General features: G+C 41.5%; 14 protein-coding genes and 2 pseudogenes. 3 read left to right on the top strand and 13 right to left on the bottom strand.

All coding sequences use genetic code 11. The features are described from left to right. Window positions 1-91 precede the first annotated feature (91 nt). Window positions 92-1,198: a beta-ketoacyl-ACP synthase III gene (locus MKL51_RS06620; protein ID WP_005802658.1), complete on the top strand. Its 1,107-nt coding sequence runs from the start codon at window positions 92-94 to the stop codon at window positions 1,196-1,198. Between the two features lie 101 nt (window positions 1,199-1,299). Here MKL51_RS06620 and MKL51_RS06615 read toward each other — a convergent pair whose 3' ends face one another. From MKL51_RS06615 to benA, 7 genes and pseudogenes are all read right to left on the bottom strand, one after another. Next, window positions 1,300-2,556 (bottom strand): OprD family outer membrane porin, encoded by a 1,257-nt coding sequence (locus MKL51_RS06615; RefSeq protein WP_017481373.1) that lies wholly within the window; start codon window positions 2,554-2,556, stop codon window positions 1,300-1,302. Window positions 2,557-2,600: 44 nt separating this feature from the next. Continuing rightward, entirely contained in the window at window positions 2,601-3,959 is a 1,359-nt protein-coding gene (locus tag MKL51_RS06610; RefSeq protein WP_017481374.1) for an aromatic acid/H+ symport family MFS transporter, read from the bottom strand. A 478-nt stretch (window positions 3,960-4,437) separates the two neighbouring features. Then, window positions 4,438-5,631, bottom strand: coding sequence for a benzoate/H(+) symporter BenE (benE, locus tag MKL51_RS06605; protein WP_270904253.1), 1,194 nt, complete (start codon window positions 5,629-5,631; stop codon window positions 4,438-4,440). Window positions 5,632-5,688: 57 nt separating this feature from the next. Then, window positions 5,689-6,474 carry a 1,6-dihydroxycyclohexa-2,4-diene-1-carboxylate dehydrogenase gene (locus MKL51_RS06600; RefSeq protein ID WP_017481376.1) on the bottom strand — a complete coding sequence of 262 codons (786 nt, stop codon included), beginning with the start codon at window positions 6,472-6,474 and terminating at the stop codon, window positions 5,689-5,691. An 18-nt stretch (window positions 6,475-6,492) separates the two neighbouring features. Then, window positions 6,493-7,509, bottom strand: coding sequence for a benzoate 1,2-dioxygenase electron transfer component BenC (gene benC, locus MKL51_RS06595; RefSeq protein ID WP_017481377.1), 1,017 nt, complete (start codon window positions 7,507-7,509; stop codon window positions 6,493-6,495). A gap of 52 nt (window positions 7,510-7,561) precedes the next feature. Continuing rightward, window positions 7,562-8,081 (bottom strand): annotated as a pseudogene (gene benB, locus MKL51_RS06590) (benzoate 1,2-dioxygenase small subunit). Continuing rightward, window positions 8,078-9,460 (bottom strand): benzoate 1,2-dioxygenase large subunit, encoded by a 1,383-nt coding sequence (gene benA / locus MKL51_RS06585; RefSeq protein WP_270904252.1) that lies wholly within the window; start codon window positions 9,458-9,460, stop codon window positions 8,078-8,080. Before benA ends, benB begins: the two are co-directional and overlap by 4 nt. A 106-nt stretch (window positions 9,461-9,566) precedes the next feature. Here benA and MKL51_RS06580 point away from each other — a divergent pair. Both MKL51_RS06580 and MKL51_RS06575 read left to right on the top strand, forming a co-directional pair. After that, window positions 9,567-9,696, top strand: a pseudogene (locus MKL51_RS06580) (hypothetical protein). A gap of 44 nt (window positions 9,697-9,740) precedes the next feature. Next, window positions 9,741-10,700, top strand: a complete 960-nt coding sequence (locus tag MKL51_RS06575; protein WP_004702719.1) for a LysR family transcriptional regulator — start codon at window positions 9,741-9,743, stop codon at window positions 10,698-10,700. 48 nt (window positions 10,701-10,748) lie between these two features. On the opposite strand, the gene MKL51_RS06570 is transcribed toward MKL51_RS06575, so the two are convergent. The 6 genes from MKL51_RS06570 to MKL51_RS06545 all read right to left on the bottom strand — a co-directional run bounded on the left by MKL51_RS06570 (window position 10,749) and on the right by MKL51_RS06545 (window position 16,164). Further along, the gene (locus MKL51_RS06570) at window positions 10,749-11,630 is read right to left on the bottom strand and encodes a SphA family protein (protein WP_017481379.1); all 882 of its coding nucleotides are present in this window, start codon (window positions 11,628-11,630) and stop codon (window positions 10,749-10,751) included. 184 nt (window positions 11,631-11,814) lie between these two features. Then, window positions 11,815-12,876 (bottom strand): NADH:ubiquinone reductase (Na(+)-transporting) subunit F, encoded by a 1,062-nt coding sequence (locus tag MKL51_RS06565; RefSeq protein WP_017481380.1) that lies wholly within the window; start codon window positions 12,874-12,876, stop codon window positions 11,815-11,817. A gap of 14 nt (window positions 12,877-12,890) precedes the next feature. Then, window positions 12,891-13,253 (bottom strand): phenol hydroxylase subunit P4, encoded by a 363-nt coding sequence (locus tag MKL51_RS06560; RefSeq protein ID WP_017481381.1) that lies wholly within the window; start codon window positions 13,251-13,253, stop codon window positions 12,891-12,893. A 59-nt stretch (window positions 13,254-13,312) separates the two neighbouring features. Then, window positions 13,313-14,839 carry an aromatic/alkene/methane monooxygenase hydroxylase/oxygenase subunit alpha gene (locus MKL51_RS06555; protein WP_017481382.1) on the bottom strand — a complete coding sequence of 509 codons (1,527 nt, stop codon included), beginning with the start codon at window positions 14,837-14,839 and terminating at the stop codon, window positions 13,313-13,315. A 45-nt stretch (window positions 14,840-14,884) separates the two neighbouring features. Then, entirely contained in the window at window positions 14,885-15,151 is a 267-nt protein-coding gene (locus MKL51_RS06550; protein ID WP_000049450.1) for an MmoB/DmpM family protein, read from the bottom strand. An 11-nt stretch (window positions 15,152-15,162) separates the two neighbouring features. Beyond that, window positions 15,163-16,164, bottom strand: a complete 1,002-nt coding sequence (locus MKL51_RS06545) for an aromatic/alkene monooxygenase hydroxylase subunit beta (protein WP_017481383.1) — start codon at window positions 16,162-16,164, stop codon at window positions 15,163-15,165. Between the last annotated feature and the right edge of the window lie 4 nt (window positions 16,165-16,168).

Here is a 16,168-nt window from a genome sequence, read left to right as displayed (position 1 = left end):
GATCGGGGTCTGTTTATGCTGTTGTTTAGCCTACAACGCAATTTATAAATGAAAGATTAACAGACCCTATTCATTTTTTTAGGAGTTTTACATGGGCATTCGTATCACAGGTACTGGGTTATTTCACCCAACAGAAATCATTTCTAATGAAGAACTGGCCGACAGTTTAAATGCTTATGTGGAACAATATAACCAAGAGAATGCAGAGAAAATTGCAGCAGGTGAGCTAGAAGAGTTACGTGGTTCTAGTGCTGAATTTATTGAAAAAGCGTCTGGTATTAAGCGCCGTTACGTGATTGAGAAATCAGGTATCCTCGATCCAACACGTTTACGTCCTCGTTTGTCTGAACGTTCAAATGATGAACTTTCACTTCAAGCAGAGTGGGGCGTGATTGCTGCGAAGCAGGCAATGGAAAATGCAGGCGTAACTGCTGAAGATATCGATGTTGTAATTTTGGCATGCTCAAACATGCAGCGTGCTTATCCGGCTGTAGCGATTGAAATTCAGTCAGCACTTGGCATTCAAGGTTATGCCTACGACATGAACGTTGCATGTTCAGCTGCAACTTTTGGTTTGAAACAAGCGGCAGATGCAATTCGTTCAGGCGCTCGTCGTGTTTTATTGGTGAACGTTGAGATTACATCGGGTCACTTAGATTACCGTAACCGTGATTGTCACTTCATTTTTGGTGATGTTGCAACGGCTTCTATTATTGAAGAAACGACTACTAAAACTGGTTTTGAAATTTTAGATATTCATTTATTTACTCAATTTTCAAACAACATTCGCAATAACTTCGGTTTCTTAAACCGTAGTGAAGATGCAGTGGTTGACGACAAGTTATTCCGTCAAGATGGTCGCAAAGTATTTAAAGATGTTTGTCCATTGGTGGCAAAAATCATTAATGCGCAGTTGGAAAAAATGCAGTTAACTGCAAACGATATTAAGCGTTTTTGGTTACATCAAGCCAATGCCAACATGAATGAATTAATCTTGAAATATGTGGCTGGTAAAGAGGCAGATTTAAGCCGTGCTCCAATTATTCTAGATGAGTTTGCCAATACCTCTTCAGCAGGTGTGATTATTGCTTTACACCGTACAGGCCATGAAGTAGATAATGGCGAATATGGTGTGATTTCATCTTTCGGTGCTGGTTATTCAGTCGGTTCGATTGTTGTACAAAAGCACGTTGCTTAAGTTGCAAAGTTAATTAAAAAACGCTCGTAAGAGTGTTTTTTTATGGGTCGAAAATAATAAAGCGGACTAAAATTAACCCGCTTCAATTGAATCAAAAATGATTAAAACTTTTTGGTGTAGTTTACAAACAGGCGATCTTCACCAAAGTCATTGCCATGTTTTACGTTGTAATCAATACGAATGTATTGCAGGGCAACACCCTTTAAGAATGGCTGTTGAAACGCATAGTTTAAAATTACATTCGACTCAGTTTCATGATTTTTTTCGCCATTGGCCGCTTTAAAATCATGGCCATAGACATATTTAACCATTGCATTTAAGCCCGGAACATAATCTTTAAAGTCGTAGCCATACATCACATGGTAAGACTTTTCGTCTTCTTTAAAGAAACCAGTAGCATTCCAGTTAATGAAATAGGTCTCTGGTAAAAAGCCATCTGGTAGAGGGTAAGCCGACTCACCGATAATCTGTTGATAACCCAAACCAAAGGTATGGTTTTTTACTTTAAGAGTCTCTAGCACCCCAATGTTTTGCGCATCAATATCAAAAGTATTGCCGTCATCTTTTGCATTGAAGTATTTAAACTTAGAGGTGAGGGCAAAATTAGGTTGTTTCCAATTATGCTCAAGTCCAACATAGTGCTTGTTGTAGAGATCTTCTAAATTACCAAAGTAGTATTCGCCCTTGAGTGATGGCGTAAATTGATAGCGCAGATCTATGTAATTTAAACCATCAGATTCTTTAGTAACCCCATTTGCTGTGAACGAGAACTTTTTAAAGTCTTCTTCATTACGTGGTGATACTTTTTCAACCCGGCCAATTTCTGCATAGAGCTGATCTGAAAGTTGCGATTTAAGGTTGGTTCCCCAATAAGAGGCAAGTAATTGTCGGCTTGCATCCACAGCCGTTACAGGCAAATCTAGCCAGAGTTCACCGACACTTAAAAGGGTTTTGTCATATCCTAGTTTTAAAGTGGCGCCGTATTTTAAGAAGTCAGATGCTTGTGATTGAGTTTCTTTATTAAAAGGCAAAACCGTGTCTGCGACGTGTTTATCTGAACTTAAGCGCACAGCATATTGAACAGAAGCATCTGCACCAATTGTAATGGGCTTATCTGCAATTTGCAGAGGGGTGTCATGCATTTTCGACTTATAAAATAAAGATGCTGCCTGAGACCAACTGCCAGTATCTTTGAGTGCATCATTATCAAAATTACGATTGATATAGGCATTTTTTAAAGTGAATTTCCATTCATCTTCGGGCTGCTGATTTGGATTTGCAGCGAATGAATTGCCACACATCAATACTAAGGTCGCGAAAGTTAAAGCACGTGGCTTAAAGCAGTGTAATAATTCCATAATCCATTTCCAAAAAGATGCGCCAGTCCTCGGCGCATTTATGTTTACTGCTGGGCAAGCGTGTTTTGAGGGTTAAAAGTTGATGGCGTTTGTGCAGCAACAGAGGCTTTTAGATTGACCATAAATATTGCAAGTGCTGCAATCACACCCGGAATTGCAATCGCTAAGAAATTCATTTGGTGAGGAAGCTCAAGTGTGAGTAGGGCCCCTGTTAAAACTGGTCCAATAATTGCGCCAATACGACCAATTCCAGATGCCCAGCCCATGCCAGTTGAACGAAGTGCTGTCGGATAGAACTGTGCAACGAAAGTGTAGAGTAAGATTTGTGAACCAATTGTGGCAGCACCAGCAATCGCAATCAGGCTATATAAAATAAATTGTGGACTATTAATGCCAAGCAGAATTAAAGCTGCTGATCCCACAATAAACATGATCGTAATAACAGGTTTTAAATGGAATCTGTCTGCTAAAGCACCACCACCAATTGCACCGACCATACCGCCAATATTAAGTGCAAAGAGGAATAACATGCTCGCACCTAATGAGTAGCCCGCTTGCAGCATGAGTTTAGGTAACCAGCTTCCTAAGGCATACACCATGAGTAAGCACATAAAGAAAGCAATCCAGAACATAAATGTGCTGAAGGTACGGCCTTGTTGGAAAAGCGCACGGACAGGTGCATCTGTGGTTGTGCTTTCGTTTAACACCAGTTGTGTATTGGCGTTTACCTGCGTTTCTGGCGCAATCTTACAAACAATACTTTTTGCCTGCTCGCTATGGTTTGATTTCACTAAAAAGGCGAGAGATTCAGGCAAAAATTTCCAAATGAGTGGGAGTAGTAAAAGAGGAATACCCGCAATTAAAAACATGATTTGCCAGCCCATATCTTTAACGAGCCATGCGCCGAGTAGCGCTGATGTCATGCCACCAATTGCGTAACCACTAAACATGATTGCGACCAATGTACTGCGGATTTTTTTGGGTGCGTATTCGGTCATAAGCGCAACGACGTTTGGCATAACGCCACCAATCCCAAGGCCTGCAATAAAGCGCAAAATAGCAAACTCAGTTGGTCCTTTGGCAAAGGCACCTATAAAGGTAAATCCGCTAAATAAGGTGACACAAATCAGGATGGTTTTTTTTCGCCCTAGTTTGTCTGAAAGTGTGCCGAAAATCATGGCACCAAACATCATCCCGAATAGAGCAGCACTGGCGAGTAAACCAGCTTCTACCGCAGTTAATGACCATTGCTGCATTAACAGAGGAAGAGCAACCCCATAAATAACTAAATCATATCCATCAAAAATAATAATAAGTAAGCACCAGATTAAAACTTTCCAATGAAAAGATGTAAAACTGGCTTTATCAATTAACTCATTAATATTAACCTTGCTCGTATCCATTTTCTTCACCTCCAATTTGTGAAGCATCGCGTTATTTTTTAATAAACTATTTTGTTATTGGATTAGAGTCAAAAACCTAATTGATATATCTTTATGTCTTTAAGGTATTGTGCTTTTATTAATTTAATTATTTGAAAAATATATATTTATTTTTATTGTTTTATCTGTCTTTGTTGTGTCTTTAAAATAGGGTTAAATATTGTATGATGAGAATTTTAAGGATTTTATAGATGTTTTTTATATATATTTTATTGATGATAATCGCAGCTAAAAATATCGTTAAATTTATATTATGAGTTGAAGTAAAAATATAAAAACAAAATACTAAAATCTATTATTTAATTATTTTAGAGATTCATCTTAAAAATTAAATTTAATCTATATTTAATAAAAATCACCAAGTCAGAATTAGCAAATTATTTGCATCCTGATTTGGCGATTGAGGCTTTATTTTAGTGGCGGGCGCTTAGATAAAAAATTAATTTATGACTGGAGTTGAGCGTGGTGTGAGAATGAAATGGGCGATTACACCAATACAAATACCCCAAAAGACTGAGCTTAATCCAAGGAAATGCATGCCTGATGCAGTAGCTAAAAAGGTAATAAGTGCAGCATCGCGTTGATTGTCATTCTTCATGGCAACAGAAATATTGGTGGCAATAGCACCTAGCAAAGCTAAACCTGCCAGTGCTGCCACCAACTCTTTAGGAAGTAAGCTAAATAGCATGACAATACTGCCAGCAAATAAGCCACCTAAAATATAAAAAATCCCGTTGGCGATTCCTGCGATGTAACGTTTTTCTTTCAGTTCATGTGCATCTTTGCCCATGCATAAAGCTGCGGTAATTGAGGCAAGCACAATCGTAATACCGCCGACACAGGCAACAGCTAAAGAGGCAATACTAGTGGCCGTAATAATGGGTTTGGCTGGGGTATCGTAACCGCTGAGTTTCATAATCGCCATACCCGGTAAAAATTGGCCGGTTAAGCTGACTAAAATGAGAGGAACAGCGAGATTCAATGTTGAGTTCCAGGTCCATTCTGGGCTAATCCACTGTGGAATAGCTAAACTAAAACTCACATCAACCGGATTCATTTTGCCTAAAAAGAGGCTTAATAAAACTCCGGCAGCTAAGACCCAAATCATGGTGTAGCGCGGCATTAAACGTTTGGCAATTAAAAAGACAATGAGCATGCTAAAGACAATAAAAGGCATGCTATCAGACGCGGTAAATAGGCCAATACCAAATTGAAAAAGAATACCCGCCATCATGCCGGCAGCGACATCTTGGGGAATCCACTTCAGTAACTTGTCGAAGTAACCTGTAACGCCAATTAAAAAAATAACGATGGCAGAAGTAATATAGGCGGCTACCGCTTCATTCAGTGAGACATTTGGAAATAGGGTAACTAACAGGGCAGTACCCGGTGCAGACCATGCGGTTATGACAGGCGTTTTATATTTAATTGAAAGATAAATACCTGAAACGGCGGCACCAATTGAGATTCCCCAAATCCATGACACCATCATATCAGTGGAAACATGGACACGCTGAGCAGCTTGGAAAAAAATAATCAGTGAGCCTGAGTAAGAAATTAAAACCGCAAGAAAGCCAGCAACTGTTGCTGATATGGACCAGTCATTTTTTAATGTCTTTAACAGGGTTGCCATGTGTGATTGCCTCCATGCAAATCATGTTATTTACCCAATCATGCAAAAAGATCAGGGTTAACCCTGATCTCCACCTCCGACTGAAATAACCGAGCCAGTCATATATGATGCTTCGTCTGATGCAAGAAATAAAATTGCATTGACTTGTTCTTGAATTGTGCCATAACGGGCCATAAATGTTCGATCTATGGTTTGATCAACCACTTGCTGCATCCAGTCTTTTTCATTTTGATTTAACGGATTGGAATTGCGTGGTACTTTCCGAGGTGGTGCTTCAGTTCCACCAGTAGCAACGGCATTGACTCGGATTCCGTCTTTGGCATGTTCAAAAGCAAGCGATGCTGTTAGAGCATTTACGCCACCTTTAGATGCCGAGTAGGGAATACGGTTAATACCACGGGTTGCAATTGAAGATACATTTACAATAACACCTGCTTGTTGCTTAATCATGGCGGGTAGCACAGCGCGGCAACACCATAACGTTGGAAACAACGAGCGATTCACTTCCTTAATGATCTCTTCTTCAGAAAACTCTTCAAAAGGTTTCATCCAGATCGCGCCACCCACATTATTAATCAGGATATCTACCCGACCGTAGCGTTCAATGGCTTTTGCAACAACCGCTTGCGCACCTGCATAGGTTTCAAGGTCGGCATTAATCGTGACAGCATCGCCACCTGCACTCTGAATTTCTTTGAGAACTTCTTCAACATATTCAGAGCGGTCAGCCATAACGACTTGTCCACCCTCAGCTGCAACTTGTAGTGCCACGCCACGACCAATGCCTTGAGCGCTACCCGTAACAATCACGACTTTATTAGTAAATCTTTGACGGTTTGACATAGATAACTTCTCCACCTATTAATTCGCAGAGAATTTTTCAAACAAGAAATTAGCAGGTTTGATATTTTCAGTTTCTAACCAGCCACGTACAGCTTCTACCATTGGTACTGGGCCACATAGATAAACATCGACATCCCCACCGTTTAACCATTCACTTTCAATATGACCAGTGACATAGCCTTTGCGCTCATGGTTGCTCTCAGGGCTTGCGACTACAGTTCGATATTCAAACCATGGGAATTTTGCCTGCAACTCATTGAGTTTTTCTAGAGCCACCAAATCAAAGTCATTGGTGACGCCAAAGACTAAACGAACTGGTTGTTCTGAACCTTTTTCTTCAAGCACTTGTAACATTGACATAAATGGGGCAATCCCAGTACCGCCTGCGAGCATCAGCACTGGACGCGCTACATTACGTAAATAGAAGCTACCGAATGGACCGGTAAATGTCATTTTGTCGCCAGCTTGGGCATTTTTGCTCAAGAATTCACTCATTTTGCCGTTCGGTACATTACGTACCACAAAGCCTGTTAAGCGATTGCCCGGTTTTGAGCTAAATGAATATGAACGTGTTTCGCCAGTTTCAGGAATTGCAACGTTGACGTATTGACCTGCAAGGAAATGAATATCCGGTTGGCCTTCATCAAGTTGAATATCAAATGTGATGGTTGAATCTGATAAGTTTTCAACGCGAGCTAATGTACCTTGGAAGCTATGAATTTCTGTTTTGCAAACATCTGACGACGCCTGAATCTGGAATACCGCATCGGAAGTTGGGCGACATTGGCAAGCAAGAATATAACCTTGCTCAGCTTCTTCAGGGGTTAATGCATCTTCAATATAGGTTTCTTCTGGCATGTCATAACTACCGGACTCGCAAAATGCGCGGCAAGTTCCACATGCACCATCACGGCAATCCAAAGGAATATTAATTTTTTGGCGATAGGCTGCGTCAGATAGGGTTTCGCCTTGAGCTACGTTAATGAAACGTGTAACACCATCTTCAAATTGAAGTGCGATATTGTGGTTTGACATGGCATGTATCCTACAAAATATTTGAAACTTTTACCCTCAGCCAACAGTCCGTTTAGCTGAGGGGGTATGTCTTAAAGGTGGTAAATATCAATCACTTGATTGATGTAGTCATTTTTCAAAACGACATACTTGCTCAAGATTTTTGGTTGATCACCTGAAAAATCGATCACATAACGTGACATACCGAAATAGCTGTAATTTGTCTTGTAACGGAAACTCAATGTATTCCAGTTAAAGCGAACAGTAACTTTGTCGCCGTCGCGCTCTACGACTTCAACGTTGGCAATATTGTGACTTGTGCGTGTGTCTGGCATGGTTGCAGATGAGCGCTCGGTTTTAATACGGAACACACGATCCTCTAAACCTTGACGGTCTGGATAATAAATAAGTGAAATTTCAGACTGTGGATCTTCAGTTAATCTATCGTCGTCATCCCAAGCTGGCATCCAGAAAGACGCTTCGGGTGCATAGCATTCAATCCAATCTTCCCATTGTTCATCATCTAAAAAGCGAGCTTCACGATAGAGAAACTGAGCAATATTTTCTAAAGTTGCTTTGTCTTGAGCACTCATGCTGTTTCTCCCTGATCAGCAATTTCTTTCTCTGATGCAATCGCATGTTTCATAGTGTGTAACCAATATTGATGTTGGGCAAGATAAAGACCTTCATCTTCAGTTTTGATACCACTTAACATTGGTTTTAAACCGATTTCGTTCGCTGCATCGTCTGGTCCATAAATCCAGTGTTTAGAACCGCGGCACATGTCATTCCACTCAAGTGCAATACCTGCGTAGCCTGCCTGACAAGCACGGAATTCTTCTAAATCGTCTGGTGTTGCCATGCCTGAAGCATTAAAGAAATCTTCATATTGACGGATACGACGTGCGCGAGCTTCTGGTGCTTCGCCTTTAGGCGCGATACAGTAAATGGTGACTTCGGTTCTATTGACAGAAAGTGGGCGAAGTACACGAATTTGCGAACCGAACTGATCCATCAAATAAACGTTTGGATAGAGACACAAGTTACGTGAACGCTCAATCATCCATTTCGACATCGCTTCACCGTATTTCTCGGTGTATTCATCTGCTTTCGGGAAGTTTGGACGGTCTTCTGGGTTTGCCCATTGTGTCCAAAGCAACATGTGGCCATTTTTAAAGCCATACGAGCCACCGCCTTGTTTACCCCAAGAACCTGCACTCATGGCACGGATGTTATCGGCAGCTTGTGTTTCTTTGCGGTGTTGAGTTGTTGCTGCGTAGTTCCAGTGCACAGCAGAAACATGATAACCATCGGCACCATTTTCAGCGGTGTGTTTCCAGTTGCCTTCGTAGGTATAGGTAGATGAACCACGTAAAACTTCAAGGCCATGTTCAGACTGGTCAACAATCATGTCGATGATTTTGGTGGTTTCACCCAAGAATTCTTCAAGTGAAGGAACATCGGGATTTAAGCTACCAAATAAGAAACCTTTGTAGCTCTCAAAACGAGCCACTTTTTTAAGGTCATGTGAGCCTTCTTGGTTAAAGCAGTCCGAGTAACCAGCTTCGCTTGGGTCTTTAACCTTGAGTAATTTACCTGAGTTGTTAAACGTCCAGCCGTGGAAAGGGCAGGTATATGTTGCTTTGTTACCACGCTTGTGACGGCAAAGTTGTGCTCCGCGGTGTGAACACGCATTGATCATGGCATTGAGTTCGCCGTTACGGTTGCGGGCAATAATGACCGGCTGACGACCAATGTAAGTGGTGTAGTAGTCATTATTATTCGGAATTTGGCTTTCGTGTGCTAAGTAAACCCAATTACCTTCGAAGATATATTTCATTTCGAGGTCAAATAGGGCTTCGTCAGTAAACACTGAGCGATGAAGTTTAAATTCACCTGTATCGATGTTATCGACAAGTAATTCATCAATACGGTCAAGATGGCTAGTATTGATTACAGGAATACGTGGCATGTCCGTTCTCCGACTTTCCAAAAGTGTGGAAGTCACCAAGGCCTTAGCTACGATTTACAAGGTCTTGATATCCTAATATTGTCAATGAAGCGCATGAGTGCGCTGGATGTTTAACCGTGAATTGATGAAGATGAATCACTGGAAGATTGGCAAGAGGGCTTTTTCACAAAGCAATTCATCACTTCATCGGTTTGTTGCTTGTATATACCTTAAAAGAATGGTTAAACTGTGTCTAAGACTGAATTTGCATTTTTTTATATCTTAAAGGTATGGATGCCTTATGGAACTAAGACATTTACGGTATTTTGTGGCTGTTGTTGAAGAGCAGAGCTTTACAAAAGCTGCGGAAAAACTATTTATTGCTCAACCACCTTTGAGTCGACAGATTCAAAATTTGGAAAGTGAGCTTGGAATTCAACTGTTTGAGCGTGGAAGCCGTCCTTTACAGACAACCCCAGCCGGACATTTCTTTTATCAGCATGCCCTTAAACTTTTGTCGAATGCTGAAGAAATAAAAAGTATGACCAAACGTATTGGTCTGATTGAACGCAGTGTGACCATCGGTTTTGTCGGGTCTTTACTCTATGGTTTACTGCCTCGAATCATTTATTTATTTCGGCAACAACAACCTCATTTGAATATTCAATTGATGGAGTTAAGTACGACTGAGCAACTACAGGCATTAAAAGAAGGGCGTATTGATGTTGGATTTGGACGTCTAAGAATTAGTGATCCTGCGGTGAGACGTATTTTGCTACGTAAAGAACGCTTGGTGGTTGCTGCGCATACGAGTCATCCGATTGCTCAGCGTACAGAAGGGGTATATTTGGCCGATCTCATTGATGAAAAGATGTTTATGTATCCCACTTCTCCAAAGCCTAATTTTTCGACCCAGCTTTTAAATATTTTTGCCGAGCATAGTTTGGTTCCAAAAAATATGCATGAAATACGGGAAATTCAGCTGGCTTTGGGCTTGGTAGCAGCGGGTGAAGGTTTGTGTATTATTCCTGCCAGTGCCGATACCATTCGTTTTCCTCATTTAAATTACATTCCGATTTTAGATAACGGTGCAGTCAGTCCGATTTTTATTACTGCTCGTGCAATGGACCGAAGTGAAGACTTACAGCTTTTGTTTGACTGTATTTATCAGGTTTATGATTTAGAAGGTATTCCATATAAGCGCACCGTTTTCACGCTCGATCAGAATCCGATAGATGATTCAGACGGTATCGATTTTTAAATAAAGCAGGGCATAGCCTCAAAAGCTGAAGCTATGCGTTGATGTGTTTTAGAAAGCCCAAATCAATTTTAGCCAGCTGGTATGGCCTTCGGGACGATATTCGACTTCGGTTTCTTTTAAAAATTTGGCTTCAATAGACCAGTTTTTATCGGCATATTGAATGCCTGGACCAATTGCAAAAGCCTGTCCTTTAAACCCAATGTCATTTCCATTTACTTTGTCATCTGTAGTTTGTTTAAAAGCATAGCCTTCAACTGCCACTTTTAGTTTGGGGTTAATGCGGTAGCCTAAGCTATAGTCACCCGCAATGTATTGGCCAGACTGGTAGTCGGTCGCGTCGTTACGTGTATTCCAGCTATAAGACAGTTTAGTTGAAAGATCTAAACCTGCCGCGTTGGCATAACTATAGGCAAGAATAGGTCGAATGGTGTGATAGTTTTTCCCTAGATTGGCTTCAACTGGATGTGTCGTACTTGGAGTGTCATATTCACCTGTTGCCAGCACAGTTTCTAGGGCTGCAATCCAGTGATGATTTCCTTGATGCCAGCCGAGCATACCACCCAAAATCAAGTCTCCGAGACCTTGGTTTGAGTCAGCTATTCCATTTACTTTGAGTCTTAGATCAACCAAAGGCTGCGCTGCATAAAACCCGAGTTGTCCATCCAGAATTTTTTGATCGGTCATCCAGACCAACCGCGGAACCACGGCGTTGACATCAACATGGAACTGATCGGGACCATTTTGAAACTCTGATGCGTGATAATTTTGATAATAACTGAGTAGATAAACCCCAGCAGGTGGTAAGGCACCCGCCATCATACCTTCGGCACCTAAAGCAAAAGAGTCCGAGCCGTTTTCTGTCGCAAATGCAGAGGGAAGGTAAAGGGCGCTGGTTACACCACATATGATTGCAGCAATTTTGTTATTCATAGAATGTCCTATTCTGTGTTGTTTGGCTTGTCACTAAAAAAACGTTATTCCTTAACGGTCTTTAAAATTTGAGTCTGTTTAACCTGTAAATTTGGAATGCAGAACTCCTATGAGCTTTGTATTTTCTTTATAAATTACAGATACAAAGCTCATTTGAAAAAGTGGAGTGCTTAAAGGTTTATCTTTAAATATGTTTGAATAAGGCCGAACGTGACTGTCCAGCAGCACCATCGGCTGCACTTAAGAAGCGTTCAGTGTGAATGTCCCGTTCGAATAAGCGACTTTGCATGAGTGTTGAAATTGCCGAGTCGATCATGATTGGTGGGCCGCACAAATACGCTTTGTGTCCACCACATCGATTTTCAAAGTAATCGGCAACAGCCTCATGTACAAATCCGGTAAATCCAGTCCATTGGTCTTCTGGTTTTGGTGCATTCAGGGCAGGGATATAGCGGAAGTTCGGATGGTCTTTTACGAGCTGTTCAAACAATTCTCGGTTGTATAGCTCTGCCAAGTCTCGTGCTCCTTGGAAGAGGTAAATCGTGCGACTATCTCCAGACTCAAGCAAATCTAAAATCATCGATTGTGGACTTGAAAGACCTGAACCACCCGCAATGAAAATGGCATTTTGATCATCTGACTTACGTACGAAAAATTGACCATAAGGGCCTGAAATATCAAGCTGATCACCTGTGGCAAGTTGTTCATGTACATAAGTCGTCGCTGCACCGCCTTCAACTTTACGAATATGAAGCTCAACGATGCCGACTTCACTTGGTGAATTGGCAATTGAAAATGCACGTGTTCCTTCAATGTCTGGAAATTGGACATTGATATATTGGCCAGCTTGGAATTCGATTGGACGATCTAGTTGTAGTCGGATTCCTTTAATGGTTGGCGACAGGTCTTTTATTTCAATGACTGTCGCTTGATAGTCTTGAACCAAATGACCTAAGAAATCTGGGTCTTCATCGACATCGGCTTCAATGACCATATCGGATTGTGGTTTGCAGCAGCAGGCAAGCACCTTATTTTCATCACGTTCAATATCCATGAGTGCAAATGGCGAGGCTTCACCGACATCATAAAAACCGTCGGTGACTTGAACCTTACATGTCCCGCAAGTGCCATGACCACAGGCAAAGGGTAACCAAACGCCTTGACGTAAAGCAGCATCTAAAATGGTTTGGTCTTCTTCTACTTCAATCGTTGTTCCGATCGGTTCAATGGTGACTTGATAACTCATGACACACCTCCGAATTAAACGTAGCTATCGTTATAGCCATTTAACTCTGGCGTAACGAAACGAAGTAATGACTTATGACCAAAACCAAGCTCTGCCAAGCTTTGTGTACTCTCTGGACTGATTGTTTGACCATCTAAGGTGTATTGCACTTTTGACCAATCAGTTTTGGCAAAATCTGGATGTTGGGCAAAACCACCTGTAATTTGTTGCTCAATCAACTGACCAAAAGTTTGTTGAGGCGAGGCAAGTATGGCATGTGCCGAGCAAAAAAGTGTGTGATGATCCCAACCCACGTAAAGTAAGAATTGATCGCCATAATTTTTTTGCAGATCAAGCGGTTCAAATTGATAGTTGTTGTGTATCGCGCGAACAGTCATGTTCAATCTCCTTATTTCCTATCAGGCAGCTTGATGACTGCCTGAACAATTCCTTGTGCTTAAGCTGCGTTGCCTTTCCATTTTTTCCAGCGCTGTTGGTCTGGGGAACCTTCAATATCCAGATTGTCGGCACCGACATTCATGCGGTAATAATCGCGGAGCATAGTTTCGAGGTCACCGCCACCACAGTTGCCCTGCAAAATTTGATTTACAGGTAGCCATGCTTGTATATATTTTTCAGGCTCGCGCTCGAAAATGTCATGACAGCCATCTGAACAGGTGTGGTAGCGTTCGCCTTGGTAAATGCTATGGCGATAACTAAACTGAGTCGGATCATCGCCCATTTCGGTAAAGGTCATTGGAATCTGACAAACCTGACAAAGCTGTGGTAAACCTGCGCTGTAGAAGCGTTTACCTTCGGCTTCCATTTGGCGAGCCAACTCCCATTTTGGACGGTAGTATTTATCGAAAGTGTCTGGATATTTAGCAGATAGCCAATCCATTTCTTCGTCAGTTGGAATCCATGTATGGAAACCAGCAGCATGACCAAAGTTGTAGAAAATCCACCATGCTTGATGTGAGACATGCTCTTTTTCTTTTACAATGACATCGCTATATTTCGGCATGTGAATGCCATAACGGCTCAAATCTTTAAATAGCGCACCGCCTGCCTGTTCAAAATAAACTTCCCAAGCTTCTTTCCACGACATCACTTTATTTGGCAGCATGTAATCCATCATCATGCCCACAATTGAAAGCAAACGCGTTCCCCGCCAGAACCATTTATCAATCCATTCCTGAACAATAGGTACGTTGTCCTCATGTTGTTCGAGCAAGAATTTCACGATTTCCAGACCAAGCGTCATGTGGCGCGCTTCATCTGACTGTGCACTAAAACCAAAGGTCACGGTTGCCATATCGCCGTTATAAGCTGCACCCGACATAAAAGGCACAAATAGCAAGTTGGTAAGTACATATTCAAAAGCAAAACTAATGGCTAATAAAAATTCGAAAGGGCCAGCAGAACGGGCGTCTTCAAAAAATGATTTAGGCACAGACAAATACCAAACGCGGTCATGCATGTGTGCCCAATCCTGAAAGCCATCAAAGAACTTGTTGTAATGGCTCATGGCATGAATTTGAGTCTGTACATGACGCAGCTCATCAATCGACTGCATCTGAGAAGCAATACGTGCTCCAATACCACTAAACTGGCGACCTACATGGGCATAGCCTTGATAAGCCTGATATTCAAGTGGAGTCACCGCTGTTAAAAAGAGTTTGATCGCATTTAAGTAACGTTCATTGCTGACATTCATCTGACCGTTGTTTTGAGCAAAGGCATCAAAAATGGCATAAAGTTTTTTCTCTTTTTCTGCCTGATATTTCCAGTAAGCATCCATAGTTAAACGGAATGGATCTTCCCATTTAGACCAGTCCGTAATTTTGATACCTTCAAACTCTTCATAAGGGAAAGCATCTTTACGGTTAGCATAAGAAAAGTCCCAGTCCAGATCACGGGTTAATGCACGGTAACGATCTTTCGCATTTAATTTTTTGCTGGTTTCTTTCGTTTGAGTTGTCATGATTGATCATCCTTAAATCTTTGTTAAACAACGTCTATGTTGTGATTAATTCCAATGAAGGCGGAAAGTATCGTCATCTTCTTCGACGTTACCGCCCAGCGTAATCATGTTGAGTTGTAATGATTGGATGTCCCAATCTTGGCCTAGTTTTTCAGATACGGTTTCAGCTTTAATCACCAAATCAGTTTCACTTTCAATGCGAATCATGGCTGGTAAATACTGAATTGAAGCTTCCGGATTATCTTCTTCAATCGCCTCGAGGATGTAGCGTGATGTATCGTTGTCTTGTAATGCGAGATAGACTTTAGACATGTTGCTTATCCTTAAGCTTTTGTCAGTTCTGGTTGTAGGCCGAGTTTTTTTGCGCGATCAATCACAACTTGTTCTGCTTGATCGACTGCATCTGCTGTTAAGGCTGCTGTTGCCCATGGTGTAAAGGCCGCTTTTACTTGAGCTAAAGACTGAGTGAACCATTCATTTAATAGTTGTTTATTGTGATCGGATTCCGCTGCGGCAGTTTTAATGACGGTGTCTGACCACTTACGTAAATCACCTAAAGTATCTTTCATAAATTCAGTCAGCATGGCTAAGTCACGAGCATTTTGAGTGACTAACCACTGATCAAACTGTTGATAGACAAGCTCTGTCACAAAGCCGTCAATCACAAGGTTCTGTAATAAGAAAAGTTTGAAGTAGTCTTGCTCGGTGAGGCTTTCTTCACACAGACGGCGTAGGCCTTGCCATGCAGGGTGTTGCATCCAAGCCTGTTTTGCCTGTCGTAATGAATCGCCGCTATTACCATCTAAAGCTAAGCCAATCCGTGAGATGTACTGCGCTATACCTAAATGATCCATTGCGGCATAAATACAAGCTTGGGTTAGCACGGTGCCATAACCATAGGCACTGCCAGACATCATGTGTAAGTTTGCAGTTTGTTCAATGTGGCGAAATGGCAATAGGTACTCAATGACCTTAGCTTTGACTTCGTCAGACAAATGTTCTGCAAGCTGACGTTTTTCAAAAAAAGCAAAATTACTTTCGGCGGTGTCTTGTAACCGCGCACGGTGCTGAACATAAGTTCCATAATAGAATTGACGTGGATCTTTAAATGCATACCAATCTTGCATTTGCAGGGCAGTATGGGTTTTATCATTTAAGGTCTTTTCAGGTTTCCACAAAGGACGATAGTGAAAGTTAGTTTCTGCCTGTACATCGAAACTTACTTCTTGATATCGAGTTGCTGGCTTACTACCAAATCGTCTTTCGATATAGGCATAGTTCTGGCGGATAGGTTCGACATTTGACGTTTTGATTTCTAAAGTCATGGCT

The sequence above is a fragment of the Acinetobacter sp. AOR18_HL genome, assembly GCF_027855145.1.
GTDB classification, from domain to species: Bacteria; Pseudomonadota; Gammaproteobacteria; order Pseudomonadales; family Moraxellaceae; genus Acinetobacter; species Acinetobacter pittii.
The sequence above is the reverse complement of the archived record's forward strand: the minus strand, read 5'-3'. Positions and strand labels throughout refer to the sequence as shown.